The 16,823-nt window shown below is 75.4% G+C and carries 15 protein-coding genes and 1 riboswitch; of the genes, 2 read left to right on the forward strand and 13 right to left on the reverse strand.

What is annotated here, in order from left to right; all coding sequences use genetic code 11:
• Position 1 precedes the first annotated feature (1 nt).
• Positions 2-1,912 (forward strand): DEAD/DEAH box helicase, encoded by a 1,911-nt coding sequence (locus ACIPWA_RS09445; protein ID WP_400289715.1) that lies wholly within the window; start codon positions 2-4, stop codon positions 1,910-1,912.
• Between the two features lie 152 nt (positions 1,913-2,064).
• On the opposite strand, the gene ACIPWA_RS09450 is transcribed toward ACIPWA_RS09445, so the two are convergent.
• Positions 2,065-2,544, reverse strand: coding sequence for a PH domain-containing protein (locus ACIPWA_RS09450; protein WP_400289717.1), 480 nt, complete (start codon positions 2,542-2,544; stop codon positions 2,065-2,067).
• A gap of 109 nt (positions 2,545-2,653) precedes the next feature.
• Between ACIPWA_RS09450 and ACIPWA_RS09455 the strand changes: the two genes are divergently transcribed.
• Positions 2,654-3,187: a GNAT family N-acetyltransferase gene (locus tag ACIPWA_RS09455; protein ID WP_400289718.1), complete on the forward strand. Its 534-nt coding sequence runs from the start codon at positions 2,654-2,656 to the stop codon at positions 3,185-3,187.
• 169 nt (positions 3,188-3,356) lie between these two features.
• On the opposite strand, the gene hisG is transcribed toward ACIPWA_RS09455, so the two are convergent.
• From hisG to metK, 12 genes are all read right to left on the reverse strand, one after another.
• Positions 3,357-4,211, reverse strand: coding sequence for an ATP phosphoribosyltransferase (gene hisG, locus ACIPWA_RS09460; protein ID WP_068626554.1), 855 nt, complete (start codon positions 4,209-4,211; stop codon positions 3,357-3,359).
• Positions 4,212-4,404: 193 nt separating this feature from the next.
• Complete coding sequence (locus tag ACIPWA_RS09465; RefSeq protein WP_056651951.1) at positions 4,405-4,668, reverse strand: phosphoribosyl-ATP diphosphatase; 264 nt, start codon at positions 4,666-4,668, stop codon at positions 4,405-4,407.
• Positions 4,669-4,822: 154 nt separating this feature from the next.
• Positions 4,823-5,290, reverse strand: a complete 468-nt coding sequence (gene ribH / locus ACIPWA_RS09470) for a 6,7-dimethyl-8-ribityllumazine synthase (protein ID WP_068626553.1) — start codon at positions 5,288-5,290, stop codon at positions 4,823-4,825.
• Entirely contained in the window at positions 5,287-6,732 is a 1,446-nt protein-coding gene (gene ribB / locus ACIPWA_RS09475) for a 3,4-dihydroxy-2-butanone-4-phosphate synthase (protein ID WP_400289720.1), read from the reverse strand. Before ribB ends, ribH begins: the two co-directional genes overlap by 4 nt.
• The gene (locus ACIPWA_RS09480; RefSeq protein ID WP_400289721.1) at positions 6,729-7,424 is read right to left on the reverse strand and encodes a riboflavin synthase; all 696 of its coding nucleotides are present in this window, start codon (positions 7,422-7,424) and stop codon (positions 6,729-6,731) included. The genes ribB and ACIPWA_RS09480 overlap by 4 nt, the downstream gene beginning before the upstream one ends.
• Positions 7,424-8,701 (reverse strand): bifunctional diaminohydroxyphosphoribosylaminopyrimidine deaminase/5-amino-6-(5-phosphoribosylamino)uracil reductase RibD, encoded by a 1,278-nt coding sequence (gene ribD, locus ACIPWA_RS09485; RefSeq protein WP_400289723.1) that lies wholly within the window; start codon positions 8,699-8,701, stop codon positions 7,424-7,426. Before ribD ends, ACIPWA_RS09480 begins: the two co-directional genes overlap by 1 nt.
• A gap of 112 nt (positions 8,702-8,813) precedes the next feature.
• Positions 8,814-8,939: riboswitch (FMN riboswitch) on the reverse strand.
• Between the two features lie 152 nt (positions 8,940-9,091).
• Complete coding sequence (gene rpe / locus ACIPWA_RS09490) at positions 9,092-9,754, reverse strand: ribulose-phosphate 3-epimerase (RefSeq protein WP_400289725.1); 663 nt, start codon at positions 9,752-9,754, stop codon at positions 9,092-9,094.
• A 97-nt stretch (positions 9,755-9,851) separates the two neighbouring features.
• The gene (locus ACIPWA_RS09495; protein WP_400289726.1) at positions 9,852-11,471 is read right to left on the reverse strand and encodes an RsmB/NOP family class I SAM-dependent RNA methyltransferase; all 1,620 of its coding nucleotides are present in this window, start codon (positions 11,469-11,471) and stop codon (positions 9,852-9,854) included.
• Entirely contained in the window at positions 11,468-12,421 is a 954-nt protein-coding gene (gene fmt, locus ACIPWA_RS09500) for a methionyl-tRNA formyltransferase (protein WP_400289728.1), read from the reverse strand. The genes ACIPWA_RS09495 and fmt overlap by 4 nt, the downstream gene beginning before the upstream one ends.
• Before the next feature lie 121 nt (positions 12,422-12,542).
• Entirely contained in the window at positions 12,543-13,214 is a 672-nt protein-coding gene (locus ACIPWA_RS09505; RefSeq protein ID WP_400289729.1) for an HAD family hydrolase, read from the reverse strand.
• The gene (locus tag ACIPWA_RS09510) at positions 13,211-15,559 is read right to left on the reverse strand and encodes a primosomal protein N' (protein ID WP_400289731.1); all 2,349 of its coding nucleotides are present in this window, start codon (positions 15,557-15,559) and stop codon (positions 13,211-13,213) included. Before ACIPWA_RS09510 ends, ACIPWA_RS09505 begins: the two co-directional genes overlap by 4 nt.
• Positions 15,560-15,610: 51 nt before the next feature.
• Positions 15,611-16,819, reverse strand: coding sequence for a methionine adenosyltransferase (metK, locus tag ACIPWA_RS09515; RefSeq protein ID WP_400289733.1), 1,209 nt, complete (start codon positions 16,817-16,819; stop codon positions 15,611-15,613).
• Positions 16,820-16,823 lie beyond the last annotated feature (4 nt).

Below are 16,823 nucleotides of genomic sequence, written 5' to 3' on the forward strand. Positions count from 1 at the left end.
TATGTCTCTTGACACCTCTGCGCCCTCGTACGCCCAGGACCAGGTCGAGGCGGCCCAGACGCCGGCTCCTGCCGAGCAGTCGGGCCCCACGTTCGCGGACCTCGGTCTGCCCACGAACATCCTCCAGGCCGTGACGGACCTGGGCTTCACCATTCCTTCCGCCATCCAGGAGCGGGCGATCCCTGCGCTGCTCTCGGGGCGTGACATCACGGGCGTCGCCCAGACCGGTACGGGCAAGACGGCCGCGTTCGGTCTGCCGATGCTGGCTGCGATCGACCCGAACCTGGGTCGTGTCCAGGGCCTGGTCCTGGCTCCGACGCGTGAGCTCGCGATGCAGGTCGCCGAGGCGATCGAGTCGTTCGCCAAGCACGTGCCGGGCATCGAGGTCGTCGCGGTCTACGGCGGCTCCCCCTACCAGCCTCAGCAGCGTGCGCTGCAGCGTGGCGCCCAGATCGTCGTCGGGACCCCTGGCCGCGTGATGGACCACCTGGAGCGTCGCAGCCTGGTGCTGGACGACATCCGTTACCTGGTGCTGGACGAGGCCGACGAGATGCTGCGCATGGGCTTCGCCGAGGACGTCGAGAAGATCTTCGGTCAGGCTCCGCGCGAGCGTCAGGTCGCCCTGTTCTCCGCGACGATGCCGGCTCCGATCCGTCGCGTGGCCGCCCAGCACCTGAACGACCCGGTCGAGATCGCGGTCACGCGTCAGTCCTCGACGGTCACGTCGGTGCGTCAGACGTACTCGGTGGTGCCGTTCCGTCACAAGACCGGTGCCCTGGTGCGTGTGCTCGCGACCTCGGACGCCGACGCGGCGATCGTGTTCACCCGTACCCGTGGTGCGGCCGAGGAGGTCGGTTCGGCTCTCGTCGAGCGCGGCATCTCGGCGGCCACGATCTCGGGTGACGTGGCGCAGAAGGACCGCGAGAAGATCGTCGAGCGCCTGCGCTCGGGCGCCCTGGACGTGCTGGTCGCGACGGACGTCGCGGCGCGCGGCCTGGACGTGGACCGCATCGGCCTGGTCGTGAACTTCGACCTGCCGGGCGAGCCCGAGGCGTACGTGCACCGCATCGGTCGCACGGGCCGTGCCGGGCGCACGGGCGAGGCCCTGAGCTTCGTGACCCCGGGCGAGCGCAACCGTCTGAAGTTCATCGAGAAGACGATCCGCGCGACGCTCGAGGAGGTCGACGTGCCCTCCCCCGCGGACGTGTCCGCGCACAAGGCGCGCCGCATCCTGGGTCAGGTCGCCGAGCGTCAGGCTGCCGGTCGCCTGTCGATGTACCGCGACCAGGTCGCGGCGTACGTCGCCGAGTCGGACGTGGACCCCATCGACCTGGCGGCCGTGCTGGTCGCCCTGTCGGTCGGCGACGACGGTCCCAAGGCCCGCGAGGAGCAGGAGCTCTTCGAGGCGCAGCGTGCCGAGGCCAAGAACGCCCGCCGTGAGCGCGAGTCGCGTCCCTACGGTGACCGTGACTCCCGCGGTCCGCGTGAGGGTGGGCGTGGCGGCGAGCGTGGCATCCGCCGCGACGCCGTGGGCACCCGGTACCGCCTGGCCGTCGGGCACACGCACGGCGCCCAGCCGTCGGGCATCGTGGGGGCCCTGACGAACGAGGGTGGCCTCAACGGCAAGGACCTCGGCAAGATCGACATCTTCCCGAGCTTCTCGCTGGTGGACATCGCGACGCCGCTCGACTCGGCCACGATCGACCGCATCTCGCGGGCGCGCGTCGCCGGCAAGTCGCTGCGCATCCAGGTCGACCAGGGCGCGCCCCAGGGCAGCCGTGCCCCGCGCGCCGGTGGCTCCGCTCCCCGTTCGGGCGGCTACTCGGGCCACGGCCCGGCCGGTCGCTACGACGAGCGTCCCGAGCGTGGCGGCGAGCGCAAGGCTCCCCGTTACCGCACGGGTGAGCGCTGATCTCTCGCTCGGCCTGACCACGGGCCGCTGAGCACGACGTGAGGGCCCCCGGAACCGTCAGGTTCCGGGGGCCCTCACGCGTTCCCGGGACCCGGGGCGGTGCGCGGGAACGGGAGCGGGGGCCGGGCTGCGGGACGCCCGACGGCGCCGCGTCAGTCCTCGGGCGCCTCGCCCAGGGCCTGGACGAGGGCCGCGAGGCGGGCGGCTTCGTCCTCGCTGCGCCGCGCCCCGTCCGCACGCTGGATGCCCATGACCGCGAGCGCCTTGCCGTCGGAGAGGTCCAGGCGCACCCAGGGGTCGCCGGGGCCGAAGCGCACGGAGAGGACCTCGGCCCATTCCAGGCGGCGGGTGAAGACGATGTTGTGGACCGTGAGATGTTCGGGGGTCACGGTGGCCCGGACCTGTCCCAGGCGCCACAGGATCAGCGCGCAGAACGCCCCGACACCGATCGTGGCGGCCTTGTTCCACCCCGAGTCGGTTCCTGGCCCGGTGGCGACCAGGGCGACGAACGTGCACCCGGCCAGGATCACGACCGCGGCCGTGTAGGCGACCGCGGTGCCCCAACGGGGCCGGAAGGGGGCGTAGGGGTCGCCGGGCAGTTCTCCGGCGGCCGGTGCGACGTGGCTGCTCACCCCTCCATCCTCCCCCGTGCGCGAGGCCGGGTCGACGCCCAGTGTGCGGGCCTGGTCCACCCCGTGACCTCGCCGCGGGACGCGGTCGCCGGGTGAGGGACCATGGGGCGTGCCCACCACCCGTGCCCTGCACCCCGACGACGCCTCGGCCCTGGCCGACCTCCTGCGCACCAACAGGGAGTTTCTCGCCCCGTTCGAGCCCGAGCGACCCGAGGAGTGGTTCACCCTCGCGGGCCAGCACGCGAGCGTCGCCGCGGCGCTCGCGCAGGAACGTGCCGGGAACGTCGCGGCCCGGGTCGTGGTGACCGAGGACGGGCGGGTCGTCGGCTGGATCATCGCCTCGGGGATCGTGCGGGGAGCCCTGCGCTCGTGCGCGCTGGGCTACTGGGTCGACGAGGCGCACAACGGACGGGGCCTGGCGACCGCGGCCGTGGGAGAGATGGTCGACCACGCGTTCGGGCCGCTGGGTCTGCACCGTGTGCAGGCCGAGACCCTCGTGCACAACACCGCCTCGCAGCGGGTGCTCGAACGCAACGGGTTCACCCGGTACGGCCTGGCCCCGGGCTACCTGCAGATCGCGGGCCGCTGGCAGGACCACGCCATGTACCAGGTGCTGGCCGGCGACGAGCGCCCGGGGCGCTGAGCGCCGCGCGGGGTGCGGACCCCGCGCTCGTGCGCAGGGCGCCCCGGGCGCTCACCAGGCCCGGCCGGGGCCGCGGGGGTATCCGGGAACGACGATGCCCGGTGACCCCGCGCGAGGACGACGCGTCGAGGCACCGGGCAACGGTCGCCGGGCAGGGCGGCCCGTGGTCTCAGAGCCGGCAGGCGTGGATCGAGGTCACGAGGATCGCGCGCGCCCCGACCTCGTAGAGGGCGTCCATGAGCTTGTTCGTCTGGTCGCGGCGCACCATGGCGCGCACGGCCGCCCAGTCGCGGTCGTGCAGCGGGGAGACCGTCGGGGACTCCAGGCCGGGCGTGAGGGCCACCGCGGCCTCGACGAGGTGCGCGGGCACGTCGTAGTCCATCAGGACGTACTGACGGGCCGTGAGGACGCCCAGCAGGCGGCGCGTGAGCGTCTCCAGGCCCGCGGAGACCGCGTCGTCGCTCACCGAGGCCGGGCGGATCAGGACGGCCTCGGACTTCAGGATCGGGTCGCCGAAGACCTCCAGGCCCGCCCCGCGCAGGGTCGTGCCCGTGGACACGACGTCCGCGACGACGTCGGCGATGCCGAGCTGGACCGCGGACTCGACCGCGCCGTCCAGGTGCACGACCGAGGCCGTGACGCCGTTGGCGCGCAGGTGGTTCTCCACCAGGACCTCGTAGGAGGTGGCCACACGCAGGCCCTCGACCTGGTCGAGGGACGTGATGGTGCCCACGGGGGCCGCGTACCGGAACGTGGAGCCCGCGAAGCCCAGCTGCATGTGCTCGACGGCCGCGGCCCCCGAGTCGAGCAGCAGGTCGCGGCCCGTGATGCCGGCGTCGACCGTGCCGGTGCCCACGTACACCGCGATGTCGCGCGGGCGCAGGAAGAAGAACTCGACGTCGTTGTCCGGGTCCGCGAGCACGAGCTCACGGGTGTCGCGGCGCTGGCGGTAGCCGGCCTCGCGGAGCATGTCGACGGCGGGCTCGGACAGGGAGCCCTTGTTGGGAACGGCGATGCGGAGCACGAGATCCTCGCGTTTCTTGGGGAGTTCGGGGAACGGGGCGGTCAGGACGACCGATCACCCGGTCGGTGCGCCGGCGACGGCCGGCGCGCAGGGACGGACGGTGGACGACTGCGGACGACGGACATGCGTGAGGGAAGCGACCCGGGTGCCTGAGCCCCCGTGCGCCTCCCCCTGGACCCGGACCTGGCCGGGCTCACAGATGCTTGTACACGTCCTGCAGGGTCAGGCCCTTGGCCAGGAGCAGCACCTGCACGTGGTACAGGAGCTGGGAGACCTCCTCGGCCGTCTTGTCGTCACCCTCGTACTCGGCCGCCATCCACACCTCGGCGGCCTCCTCGACGATCTTCTTCCCGATCGCATGGACACCGGCATCCAGCTCCGCAACCGTGCCGGAACCGGCGGGTCGGGTGGTGGCCTTCTCGGTGAGCTCGGCGAACAGCCCTTCGAACGTCTTCACCCGACCAGGGTAGTCGCCCCGTGACCGGCGGGCCCAACCGTCCCGCCCACCGGTCACCCGTCGGTCCCGCGCCCGGCCGACGGGCCCGTCGACGACAGCGTCGCCGGATGTCGCCAGGGGTCGACGACCCGCCGACGACCCGCCGGAGCAGACCTCAGAGGTCGCGCAGCGCCACGACGGTCGCGATGGCCGCCTCGACGGCCTCGGCCCCCTTGTCCTCGCGCGAGCCGGGCAGCCCCGCACGGTCCAGCGCCTGCTGCTCGTCGTCGCACGTGAGCACCCCGAAGCCCACCGGGACCCCCGTGCGCACCGAGACGTCCGTCAGGCCCGTGGTCGCGGCCGAGCACACGTACTCGAAGTGCGGGGTCCCCCCGCGGATCACGACGCCGAGCGCGATCACCGCGTCCGCGCCGCGCTCGGCCGCCCGCGCCGCGGCCACGGGCAGCTCGAACGAGCCCGGGACCCGGATCTCCTTGACGTGCGTGACGTGCGCGGCCGCGAGCGCCCGGCGGGCCCCCGCGAGGAGGCCGTCCATGACCTCGGTGTGCCAGCTGGCGGCGACCACGGTGACCCGTAGCCCGGTGCCGTCGACGGTGATCTGGGGTGCTCCTGCGCCGCTCATCGGTAGCTCTCCTCGGTGGTGGTGGGTGTGGTGGGGTCGGTCGGCACGAACCCGGGGCCGGTGGCCGGCTCGGGCGTGATCTCGAGGGTGTCCAGGAGGTGGCCCATCGCGACCTTCTTGGTCATGAGGTACCCGTGGTTGTGCTCGCCGTGCCCGACCTCGAGCCGGTGGGCGTCCACGACGTCGATGCCGTGCGCGGCCAGGCCCGTGACCTTGGCCGGGTTGTTCGTCAGCAGCGTGACGTGGTCCAGACCCAGGTCGGTGAGGATCGCGGCCGCGGCCCCGTACTCGCGCCGGTCCACGGGCCAGCCGAGCTCGAGGTTGGCCTGCACGGTGTCGAAGCCCGCGTCCTGGAGCTCGTAGGCGCCGATCTTGGCGAGCAGGCCGATCCCGCGGCCCTCGTGCCCGCGCAGGTACACCACTGCCCCGCCCTGGGCGGCCACGCGCTCCATGGAGGCCTGCAGCTGGGGGCCGCAGTCGCAGCGCAGCGACCCGAACGCGTCCCCGGTCAGGCACTCGGAGTGCACGCGCACGAGCGGTGACGCGCCCGCGGCGCCCGGCCCCGGGTCGACGGCGCCCCCTCCCCCGGCGGGCACCGCCACGGGCACCAGGGCCACGTGCTCGGCCCCCGTGCGAAGGTCACGGTATCCGTGGACGCGGAAGTGCCCGTGCGCGGTGGGCAGGTCGGCGACGCTCGTGGCCTGCACGCGGGGCGTGGCCCTCGGTGCGGCCTCGTGCTCGGGCACGACGGGGTCGTGCTCGCGGCGCCAGGCGATGAGGTCCGCGATGGTGATGAGGACCAGGCCCGCCTCCGCGGCGGCGCGCGCGGCGTCGTCGAGCCGCATCATGGTGCCGTCGTCGTTGACGAGCTCGGCGATCCCCCCGACCTCGCCCGCCCCGGCCAGGCGCACCAGGTCGACCGCGGCCTCGGTGTGCCCGGCACGGTGCAGCACCCCGCCCGGCACGGCCCGCAGGGGCAGGACGTGCCCGGGGCGGATGAGGTCGCCCGAGCCCGAGGCGGGGTCGGCCAGGACGTGCAGGGTCCGGGCCCGGTCGGCCGCGGAGATGCCCGTGGTCACGCCCGTGGCCGCGTCGACCGTGACCGTGTACGCCGTGCGCCGCGGGTCCTGGCTGTGCGGGACCATGAGCGGCAGGTCCAGGGCGTCGGCGCGCGCGGCCGGCATGGGCGCGCACAGGTAGCCCGAGGAGTGACGGATCGTCCACGCGACCCACTCGGGGGTCACGGTGCGGGCCGCGAAGATCACGTCGGCCTCGTTCTCACGGTCCGGGGAGTCGGCGACCAGGACGGGGCGCCCCGCGCGGATCGCGTCCAGGGCCTCCTCGATGGTGCCGGTACGCACGGGGTCCACGTGCGGGGCCGAGGCGGGGACGGCGCGTGCGGCGGGGTCGACGGGGTCTTCACTGCCCGGGAGGGTGCTCATCGCGGTGCCCGTTCCTGTGCTGCGCTCGTGCCGAGCAGGTCGGCGGCGGTCGAGGGGGTCCTCGCGCCCGAGGCGCCGTCCCCGTGGGGCTCGCGGGCGCCGAGCAGGCGCTCGACGTACTTCGCGATCACGTCGACCTCGAGGTTGACCCGGTCGCCCGGCACGAGCGAGCCCAGGATCGTGGCCTCGAGCGTGGTGGGGATCAGCGAGACGCCGAACGTCGTCTCGCCCACGTGCGTCACGGTCAGGGAGACGCCGCTGACCGTGATCGAGCCCTTCTCCGCGACGTAGCGGGTCAGGCCCGCGGGCGCGGACAGGACCAGGTCGTCCCACCGTTCGCCCGGCGTGCGGCTCACGAGCTCGCCGACGCCGTCGACGTGGCCCTGGACGATGTGCCCGCCCAGGCGCGTGTCGGCCCGCACGGCCCGCTCGAGGTTCACCGGCGACCCGGCGGCCAGGTCGCCGAGCGCGGTGCGGCGCAGCGACTCGGGCATCACGTCGGCCGTGAACGTGCCGTCCTGACCCACACCCGTCACTGTCAGGCACACGCCGTTGACCGCGATCGAGTCGCCCAGGTGCGCGTCCGAGGTGGCCAGGGGGCCGTGCACGGTCAGGACCGCGTCGGACTCCTGACCGCCCGGGAACGCGATCTCGCGGACCGTACCGATCTCTTCGACGATTCCGGTGAACATCAGCTCTCCTGTTCGGGGGTGGTGCTGGGGACGGTGCTCGGATGGTGTGCGGGGGCAGCGGGTGAGGCACGGGCCACGACCAGGACGTCCTCGCCCAGGCGGCGCACGTCGTGCGTGACGAAGCGGGGGGCGCCCGCGAGCGTGCTCACGCCCAGGTCGCCCACCGCACCCAAGCCCGCCCCCAGCAGCACGGGGGCGAGGTAGGCGTGGATCTCGTCGACCACCCCGGCCGCGAGGAACGCGGTCGCCAGGCCGGGCCCGCCCTCGACCAGGACGTGACGCACCTCGCGAGCGCCCAGGTCGGCCAGCACGGCCCGCACGTCGCGCGTGCGCAGGTGCAGCACGGGCCCGCCCCCGTCGGCCCTCCAGGCCCCGCCCGGCGCGAGCCGCGCGTGCGCCGGAAGGCCACGGAGCCCGACGACGACCCTCACCGGCTGATGGTCGGCAAGCCCGGGCTCGGGCCCGGCCACCCCACCAGCGACCCTCACCGGCTGATGGTCGGCAAGCCCGGGCTCCAGCCCGACCACCCGCTCGTCACCGTGCGCGGCGCTCGCGGGCGAGGCGACGGGGGTGCGCGCCGTGAGCGACGGGTCGTCGGCCACGACCGTGCCGGTGCCCACGAGGATCGCGTCGACCTGCGCGCGCACCCGGTGGGCGTGCGCGCGCGCGACCGGACCGGTGATCCACTGCGAGGTGCCGTCGGGGGCCGCCACGCGCCCGTCCAGGGTCGAGGCGAGCTTGAGGGTCACGTACGGGCTCCCGCGGCGCACCGCGACCAGCCACGGGCCGAGCAGCCGTTCGCCCTCGGCCTCGCGCAACCCCGCGGCGACGCGTACCCCGGCCGCGCGCAGGCGCTCGGCGCCCCCGGTGGCGACGGGGTTCGGGTCGCCCACGGCGTAGACGACCTCGGCCACGCCCGCGTCCAGCAGCGCCTGGGCGCAGGGCCCGGTGCGTCCGGTGTGGTTGCAGGGCTCGAGCGTCAGCACGGCCGTCGCGCCGCGCACGTCCACGCCGCGCTCGCGGGCGTCGGCCAGGGCAGCGGCCTCGGCGTGCGCGGTGCCCGCGCCCCGGTGGAAGCCCTCGGCGAGCACCGCCCGGGGTGCGTCGTCCACGGGTCCGGGAGCGGCGCCGTCGGGCAGGGAGTCCGACGGGCGGGGCACGGCCCCCAGCAGGACACAGCCCACGCGCGGGTTGGGGCCGTGCGCCGGACCGCGCGCGGCCAGCTCGAGCGCGCGCACCATCGCGGCGTCGATCGTCAGGGTGGGCCTGGCGCCCATACGTCCTCCTCCCGGTGAGCACGACGCTCCGGGGTGAGGGGTGGCGGACGCCACGGGACCCGAGGGTCCACGGACGTCACGACACCACGGCACAGGGCTCCGCCCCGCGCCGCCACGTACTTCCTCCCATCCGGACTTTCACCGTCGGTCCTGGAGTTCCACCAGGTCAACCACGCCGAGGCGTGGGTCGCGGACTGTCACCGCCGGCTCGGAATTACACCGACCCCGGAGCACGTGTGTGCGTACTGCTCATGCTGTCGAGCCCGGACCCCGCCCACCGAAGGTGCGCGCCGGGCCCGGCTTCTCGTCTCCACCCAGCATGCCACACCGGCGTTCGACGGCGGGCACGCGGACCTGCCCGTCCCGCGGGCTGGACCGATGTGAACGACGTCAGTGCGCGTGGCCCTCCGCGAGCGCCCGCAGGGCCGCGATCTCCTCGGGGATGTTCTCCGCCCCGTAGACCGCCGAGCCCGCGACGAACACGTTGGCCCCGGCCTCGGCCGCGCGCTCGATCGTGGCGCGCGAGACGCCGCCGTCGACCTGGATCCACACGTCGAGGCCGGCCTCGGACACGGCGTCGCGGATGCGGCGGATCTTGGGCAGCGTGCCCTCGATGAAGGACTGGCCGCCGAAGCCCGGCTCGACCGTCATGACCAGGAGCATGTCGAACTCGGGCAGCAGGTCCAGGAACGGCTCGACCGACGTCGCGGGGCGCAGCGCGAGGCCCGCGCGCGAGCCCAGGCGGCGCAGCTCGCGCGCCAGGCGCACGGGGGCCGTGGCGGCCTCGGCGTGGAAGGTGACGGACGCGGCGCCGGCCTCGGCGTAGCCGGGAGCCCAGCGGTCCGGGTCGGCGATCATCAGGTGCGCGTCGATCGGCACCGGGGACACCTGGGCCAGGCGCTCGAAGATCGGCAGCCCCAGGGTCAGGTTGGGCACGAAGTGGTTGTCCATCACGTCGACGTGCGCGTAGTCGGCGGTCGCGATCGCGCCCAGGTCGCGCTCGAGGTTCGCGAAGTCGGCGGACAGGATGCTGGGGGCGATGAGTGCGGACATGGGCACCAGCCTAGAGTGCACCCGCTCCGCGTGCGGAGACGCGGAACGGCCGGGCCGGGTGGCCTTCACCACCCGGCACGGCCGCGGACGGCAGCGCTCAGGCCCGACGGCGCAGCAGCGTCAGGTGCATCGCGTCGGTCCCGTGGACGTGCGGCCACAGCTGCACGTCGGTGCGGTCCGCGAGGGGGATGTCGTCCCCCGCGACCTGCCGCACGGCCGCGGCCGCGTCGAGGACCTCGACGTCGTCGCGCCCGGCCAGGACGTCCTTGACCACGAGCTGGGTCTCCGCCAGGTGCGGGGAGCACGTGACGTACCCGACGACGCCGCCGGGGCGCACGGCGTCCAGGGCCGAGCCGAGGAGCTCGCGCTGCAGCGTCGTGAGGGTCGCGATGTCGCCGGGGGTGCGGCGCCAGCGCGACTCGGGGCGCCGGCGCAGCGCCCCCAGACCGGTGCAGGGCGCGTCGACCAGGACGCGGTCGTACGCGCCGGGCTCCTCGACCCCCACCCGGCGACCGTCGCCCACCTGCACGCGCTCGACCGCGTCCGCCGGCACGGCCGCGAGCGCCTGCTCGACCAGGCGGGCCCGGTGCGGGGCGACCTCGTTCGCGACGATGCGTGCGCCCTGCTCGCCCGCGAGGGACGCCAGGAGCGCGGCCTTGCCGCCGGGGCCCGCGCACAGGTCGAGCCAGCGCTCGTCGGGGTTGGCTGCGCCGGGCAGGTCGCCCGCCGTACCACCGGTGCCGGCGCCTGCAGTGGGCAGCGTGGGCACCGCGGCGAACGCGAGCGTCACGAGCTGGCTGCCCTCGTCCTGGACGCCCGCGGCCCCGTGGCGGACCGCGGGGATCGCGGCCGGGTCCGAGCCGGACAGGACCAGGGCCGTGGGCGCCCAGCGCCCGGGGGCCGTGGTGGCGTCCCCGCGCACGTCGTGCGTGACCTCGCCCGCGAGGCGCTCGCGGCTGACCAGGCCGGGGCGCGCGACGAGGGTCACCCGGGGTGCGGTGTTGTCGGCCTCGAGGAGCTCGGCCAGGTCGTCGGCCGAGCGTCCCGTGCCGACCAGTGCCTCGCGCATGGCGCGGGCGATCCACACGGGGTGGGACTGGGTGATCGCGAGGCGCGTGACGTCGTCGGGCGCGTCGGCGGAGATGACCTCGAGCCACTCCTCGAGGGTCGAGCGCGAGATCTTGCGCAGGACCGCGTTGACGAACTGGGCGCTGCCCGCCCCGGCGCGGGCGCGGGCCAGGCCCACGGTCTCCGAGACGGCCGCGTGCTGGGCCACGCGCATGCCCAGGAGCTGGTGGGCGCCCAGGCGCAGCAGGTCGAGCACGTTCGGGTCGACCTGGTCGAGCGGTCGGTCCACGCACCGGGAGACGATCGCGTCGTAGCGCCCGCGCAGGCGCAGGGTGCCGTAGGCGAGCTCGGTCGCGAAGGCCGCGTCGCGCCCGCGGATGCCGCGCACGCGCAGCAGGGGCGGCAGGACGAGGTTCGCGTAGGCGTCGGAGGACGCGACCTCCTGCAGGACGTCGAACGCGACGTTGCGCGCGGGGTCGGTCACCTTGGCCCGCTGGGAGGGCGCCGACTCCGACCGCTGGCCCGCGCCCCGGGCGCGGGCCGCGCCGCGCTCGCGGCCCTGGGCGTCGCGGCGGTCGCCGCCGGGCCGGTCGGGTCCGGTGCCCCCGCCGCGCTGGGGGCTTCCGGGGGTGCGTGCCTCGCCGCTCATGCGTGGTCCTTCGTGTCGTCGGGGATCCCCAGGACGACGTGGTCGCCCAGGCGGGCGCCGCGGGCCCAGTCGGTCGCGGCCATGTGCTTCTTGCCCACGGGGGCGACCTCGCCGAGCGCGACCGCGTGCGTGCCGGTGCCCACGAGGACCTCGCGCTTGCCGGCGCGCAGCTCGCCGGGGGCCAGGTCCTGCACGTCGGGGCGCGGCGCGACGGGTCCCAGGCCCAGGCGGGCGCCGTCGGGCAGCGTGGTCCAGGCCCCGGGTGCGGGCGTGCAGCCGCGCACCTGACGGTCGATCGCGAGAGCCGGGTGGGCCCAGTGCACGCGCGCGTCCTCCGGGAGGAGCTTGGCGGCGGTGCTGACGCCCTCGGCGGGCTGGGCGACCGGGGAGGCCACGCCGTCCTCGATCGCGTCGAGCGTGGCCACGAGCAGGCCGGCCCCCGAGGTCGCAAGGCGTCCCAGGAGGTCGCCCGCGGTGTCGCGGGGGCGGATGGTCTCGGTCGCGGTGCCCAGCACGGGGCCGGTGTCCAGGCCCTCCTCGAGGAGGAAGGTCGTGGCGCCGGTGACCTCGTCGCCCGCGATGATCGCGCGCTGCACGGGGGCCGCGCCGCGCCAGGCAGGCAGCACCGAGAAGTGCAGGTTGACCCAGCCGTAGCGGGGCACGTCGAGCACCTCGCGGCGCAGGATCTGCCCGTACGCCACGACGGGTGCGCAGTCGATCTCGAGGGCCTCGAGCCGGGCGACGAACTCCGCGCCGCGGGGCCGGTCGGTGATGACCGGGATCCCGGCCTCCTCGGCCCGGACCCGCACGGGGCTCGGGGTCAGCTTGCGGCCGCGGCCCGAGGGCGCGTCGGCGCGGGTGAGGACGGCGACCACCTCGTGCCGGGAGTCGATCAGGGCATCGAGGGCCGGGACGGCCGCTTCCGGGGTTCCGGCGAAGAGCACACGCATGGGGCGAGTCTAGGCGGTGCACCCCTACGGGCAGGGACGGCGATGCCCCGCGGGCGGCCCGGACCGGGCGGTGCGCGGGGCCCGGTGCGGCGTGAGCGCCCGGGCCGGGTCAGGGCGCGGATCAGGCCGTGGCGACCTGGACGCCGAGCTCCCGCAGCCTCGCTCGCAGCCCCTCGACGTGCTCGAAGCGCAGCGTCCGGAACCCCAGCGCCCGGGCGGCCGTGACGTTCGCCACGGAGTCGTCGACGAAGAGCGTGCGCGCGGGGTCCAGGGCGAAGCGCTCGGCCGCCACCTCGAAGATGCGCGGGTCCGGCTTGACGAGCCCCACACGCCCCGAGACCAGGACGTCCTCCATGAGCCCGATCGCCGGGGCGGCTGGCTCGGCCTCGTGGAACATCTCCGCGGACCAGTTCGTCAGCCCGTACAGCCGGACGCCGAGCGCGCGCAGCTCGCGCACGACCTCCTCGGTCCCGGGCACGGGCCCCACGAGGCTCGCCGCGAAGTTCTCGGTGTACACGTCGAGCGTGCTCACGTGCTCGGGGTGGTGCTCGGCGAGCTCGCGGCGGGCGTCGGCCCAGGACCGGCCCGCGTCCTGACGCGCGTTGAACGTGGGGAAGTCGACGGCCTCGAAGAAGGCCTCGACGTCGGCACGGGCCATGCGTCCCTCGTAGGCCGCGTACGGGTCCCACGTCACCAGGACGTTGCCGAAGTCGAAGAGCACGGTGTCGATCTCGGGGGCGGGCGCGCTCCCCCCGGGGTCGGCGCTCGGGGACGGGGGCGTGGTGGGGTTCACAACATCTCCTTGGGGTCGAGCTGGACGCGGACGGTCCCACCTTCTCGCTTCGCCGAGCGCACCGCGAGGGAGGCCGAGAGCTCGCGCGCGAGCCGGCGCCCCTCGCGCAGCGGCACACGCACGATCGTGCGCACGGGCGGCTGCAGAGACGGGTCGCGCGCCGGGCCGCCGCGCGCGGGTCGCCCCGCGGCCTCGGCGACCTCCACGGGCCCGAGCGTCGTCGAGGCGTCCGCGAGGCCCACCCGGGCCACGACCGCGTCCACGGCCTGCCGGTCGCCCGTGACGGCGGCGACCCGCACCGCGGGCGGCAGGTCGAGCTCGCGGCGCTCGGCCAGCTCGCGGTCCGCGAACCCCGCCGGGTCCCAGCGCACCAGGGCGTTGGTGGGCCCCGGGGCCGCGTCGCCCACGAGCAGCACCTGGCCGCCCTCGCGCGCCGAGCGCACCAGGCCCGCGGCCGCGAGCCAGCGGTGCAGGGCGTCCTGGGCGACCGCGAGCCCCACGTGCGCGGTGCTCAGCGCCGCGTCGAGCAGCAGCGCGGCCGCGTAGCCGCCCTCGGCCACGGGCTCGGCACCCGGGGTCGCTACGACCACGGCGGGGCGCGGCCCGACGGCGGCGATCACCCCGCCGGGGGCGCTCGCCCCCGAGACGCGCACCGCCACGCCCGGGAAGGCACGGCCGAGCTCCTCGGCCGTGCGACCCGACCCGACGCGCACCGAGCGCAGGCCCGTCCAGTGGCACTCGTCGCACGACCACGCCCCGGCCAGGGCCCCGCACCACGCGCACTGCGGCGGGGCCCCGGGCCCGGGCAGCATGAGCGGCCCGTGGCACGTGCCGCAGTGCGCGGCCGTGCGGCAGCGGGCGCACGCCACCACGGGCATGTACCCGGCGCGCGGGACCTGGACCAGCACCGGCCCGGCGCCCAGCGCGTCCCGCACGGCACGCCACGCCGCGCTCGGCAGGCGCGCGGCGGCCCCAGCCCCCTCCGACGCGAGCTCGACCGACGTCAGCGCCCGCACCCGCGGGGCCCGCGCACGCAGCACCTCGCGCGGCGCCGCGACCTCCCGGGCCCAGCCCGACTCGAGCAGCGCCTGGGCCTGCACCGTGCGGCTGACCGAGCCGAGCAGGAACGCGGCCCCCTCCAGCTCGCTGCGCAGCGCGAGGACCTCACGCGCGTGCGGGTAGGGCGAGCGGGGCTCGGCGAGGGTCTCCTCGCCGTCGTTCCAGCACGCCACGAGGCCGAGGTCCTGGACGGGCGCGAACGCCGCGGCCCGCGTGCCGATCACGATCGGCACCTCGCCCCGCAGCGCCGCGAGGAAGCTGCGGTAGCGCGGCGAGGGGCCCTCGTCCGCGGTGAGCCGCACGAACTGCCCGTCCTGGCGCGCCGTGCGGGCCGTGTAGCCGGCGAGCTCGAGCGCGCGCGCCATCTGGTCGACGTCCCGCGCGTCCGGCAGCACGACGAGCGCCCCGCGCCCGCCCGTCACGGTCGCGCGCACGGCCTCGGCCAGGGCCAGTGCCCAGTGCTGGACGGCCTGCGCCGGGTCCTCGTCGCCCGCCCCGCGCCCGCCCGCGGCCCGGGCGCCCTGGACGGGCACGCCGTCGGCCACGCGGCCCGGCAGGGCCGTCCAGACCGCGCGCGGGCCCGACCCGCCGACCAGGTGGTTCAGGAACGCGGCACCGCCGCGGTAGGGGGCCCACTCGGAGGGGCGCGCCGGGCCCGCAGGCGCGTCCACTGCCTCCGCGGGCGCCGCGAGGTCACGTGCACCCGCACGGGCGCCGGGCCCTGCGGGCTCCGGGGCGCTCGCAGGGCCCGGGGCGTCGGCGCTCGGGTCCGCCGGGGCGTCCGGGGCGACGGGCTCGCCGCCCGACGGCGCCGCTTCCGCCCGCGCGTGACGCGGCGGGATCGCGAGGCGCAGGACGTCCGAGAGCGTGCCCGCGTAGTGGTCGGCGACCGTGCGGCACAGCTGCGCGACCTGCGGGGTGAGGACCTGCTCGGGAGAGACGAGGCGCTTGAGCGGCACGAGACGGCCGTCGTGGTCGCTGTGCTCGGCCCGGGCCAGGACGAACCCGTCCACCTCCTGCGGCCCGAACCGCGCCTTGACGCGGACCCCGGGCTGGACGCCTGCGGCCATCGCGGCCGGGACCAGGTAGTCGAACGTGCGGTCCAGGTGGTGAGGCGACAGGTCGAGGACCACGCGGGCCACGGGCAGGTCGCTCGAGATCTCGAGCGCCCCCACCGGGCGTGCACCCTTGCCCGGGGACCGCGCAGCACGCGCGGCCGCCTCGGGAGCGGGGAGCAGCGTGAGCTGCTCGCCCGCGTCCTCGCTGGCGGTGTCCTGGCTGGTCATCGCCCTATCTCAGCACGCGCCACCCACACCGGGCGAACCGCCCGCCGCGGCTCAGACCGCGGCCTGGAGCGCGGCGACGCGGTCCGTGCGCTCCCACGTGAAGTCGGGCAGCTCGCGACCGAAGTGCCCGTAGGCCGCGGTCTGGGAGTAGATGGGGCGCAGCAGGTCCAGGTCCGCGATGATCGCGGCCGGGCGCAGGTCGAAGACCTGGTCGATCGCGGCACGGATGCGCTCGACCGGGACCGTCTCGGTGCCGAACGTCTCGACGTACAGACCCACGGGGTGCGCCTTGCCGATCGCGTACGCGACCTGGACCTCGCACCGGCGCGCGAGCCCGGCCGCGACGACGTTCTTGGCGACCCAGCGCGTGGCGTAGGCGGCCGAACGGTCGACCTTCGACGGGTCCTTGCCCGAGAACGCGCCACCGCCGTGACGGGCCATGCCGCCGTAGGTGTCGACGATGATCTTGCGGCCCGTGAGCCCCGCATCACCCTGGGGGCCGCCGATCACGAACTTGCCGGTCGGGTTCACGAGCAGGCGGAAGTCGGCGACGTCCAGGTCGAGCCCTTCGAGGACCGGGGCCACGACGAGCTCGGCGACCTGTGCGCGCAGCGTCTCCTGCAGGACGTCCTCGTCGTGCTGGGTCGAGAGCACCACGGTGTCGAGGCGGACCGCGCGGTCGCCGTCGTAGCCGATGGTCACCTGCGTCTTGCCGTCGGGGCGCAGTCCCGGCAGCGACCCGTCCTTGCGGACGAGGGCGAGACGCTCGGCCAGGCGGTGCGCGAGGAAGATCGGCAACGGCAGGAGCGTGGGGGTCTCGTCGCTCGCGTAGCCGAACATCAGGCCCTGGTCGCCGGCGCCCTGGGCGTCGAGCGGGTCACGCGAGATGCTCGGGCCCGAGGAGTCGTCTCGCTCCTCCAGGCTCTTGTCGACGCCCTGGGCGATGTCCGGGGACTGCTGGCCGATCGAGACCGAGACGCCGCACGAGTCGCCGTCGAAGCCGATCGCTGACGACGTGTAGCCGATCCCCCGGACGACGTCGCGGATGATCTGCGGGATCTCGACGTACGCGTTGGTGGTCACCTCGCCCGCGACGTGGACCAGACCCGTGGTCACCATGGTCTCGACCGCGACCCGCGAGGTGGGGTCCTGCTCGAGGAGCGCATCGAGGATCGCGTCGGAGATCTGATCACAGACCTTGTCCGGGTGGCCTTCCGTCACGGACTCGGACGTGAACAGGCGCAGGTCGTCAGAACTCATGGGA

This window comes from Oerskovia enterophila (assembly GCF_044748475.1).
GTDB classification, from domain to species: domain Bacteria; phylum Actinomycetota; class Actinomycetes; order Actinomycetales; family Cellulomonadaceae; genus Oerskovia; species Oerskovia enterophila.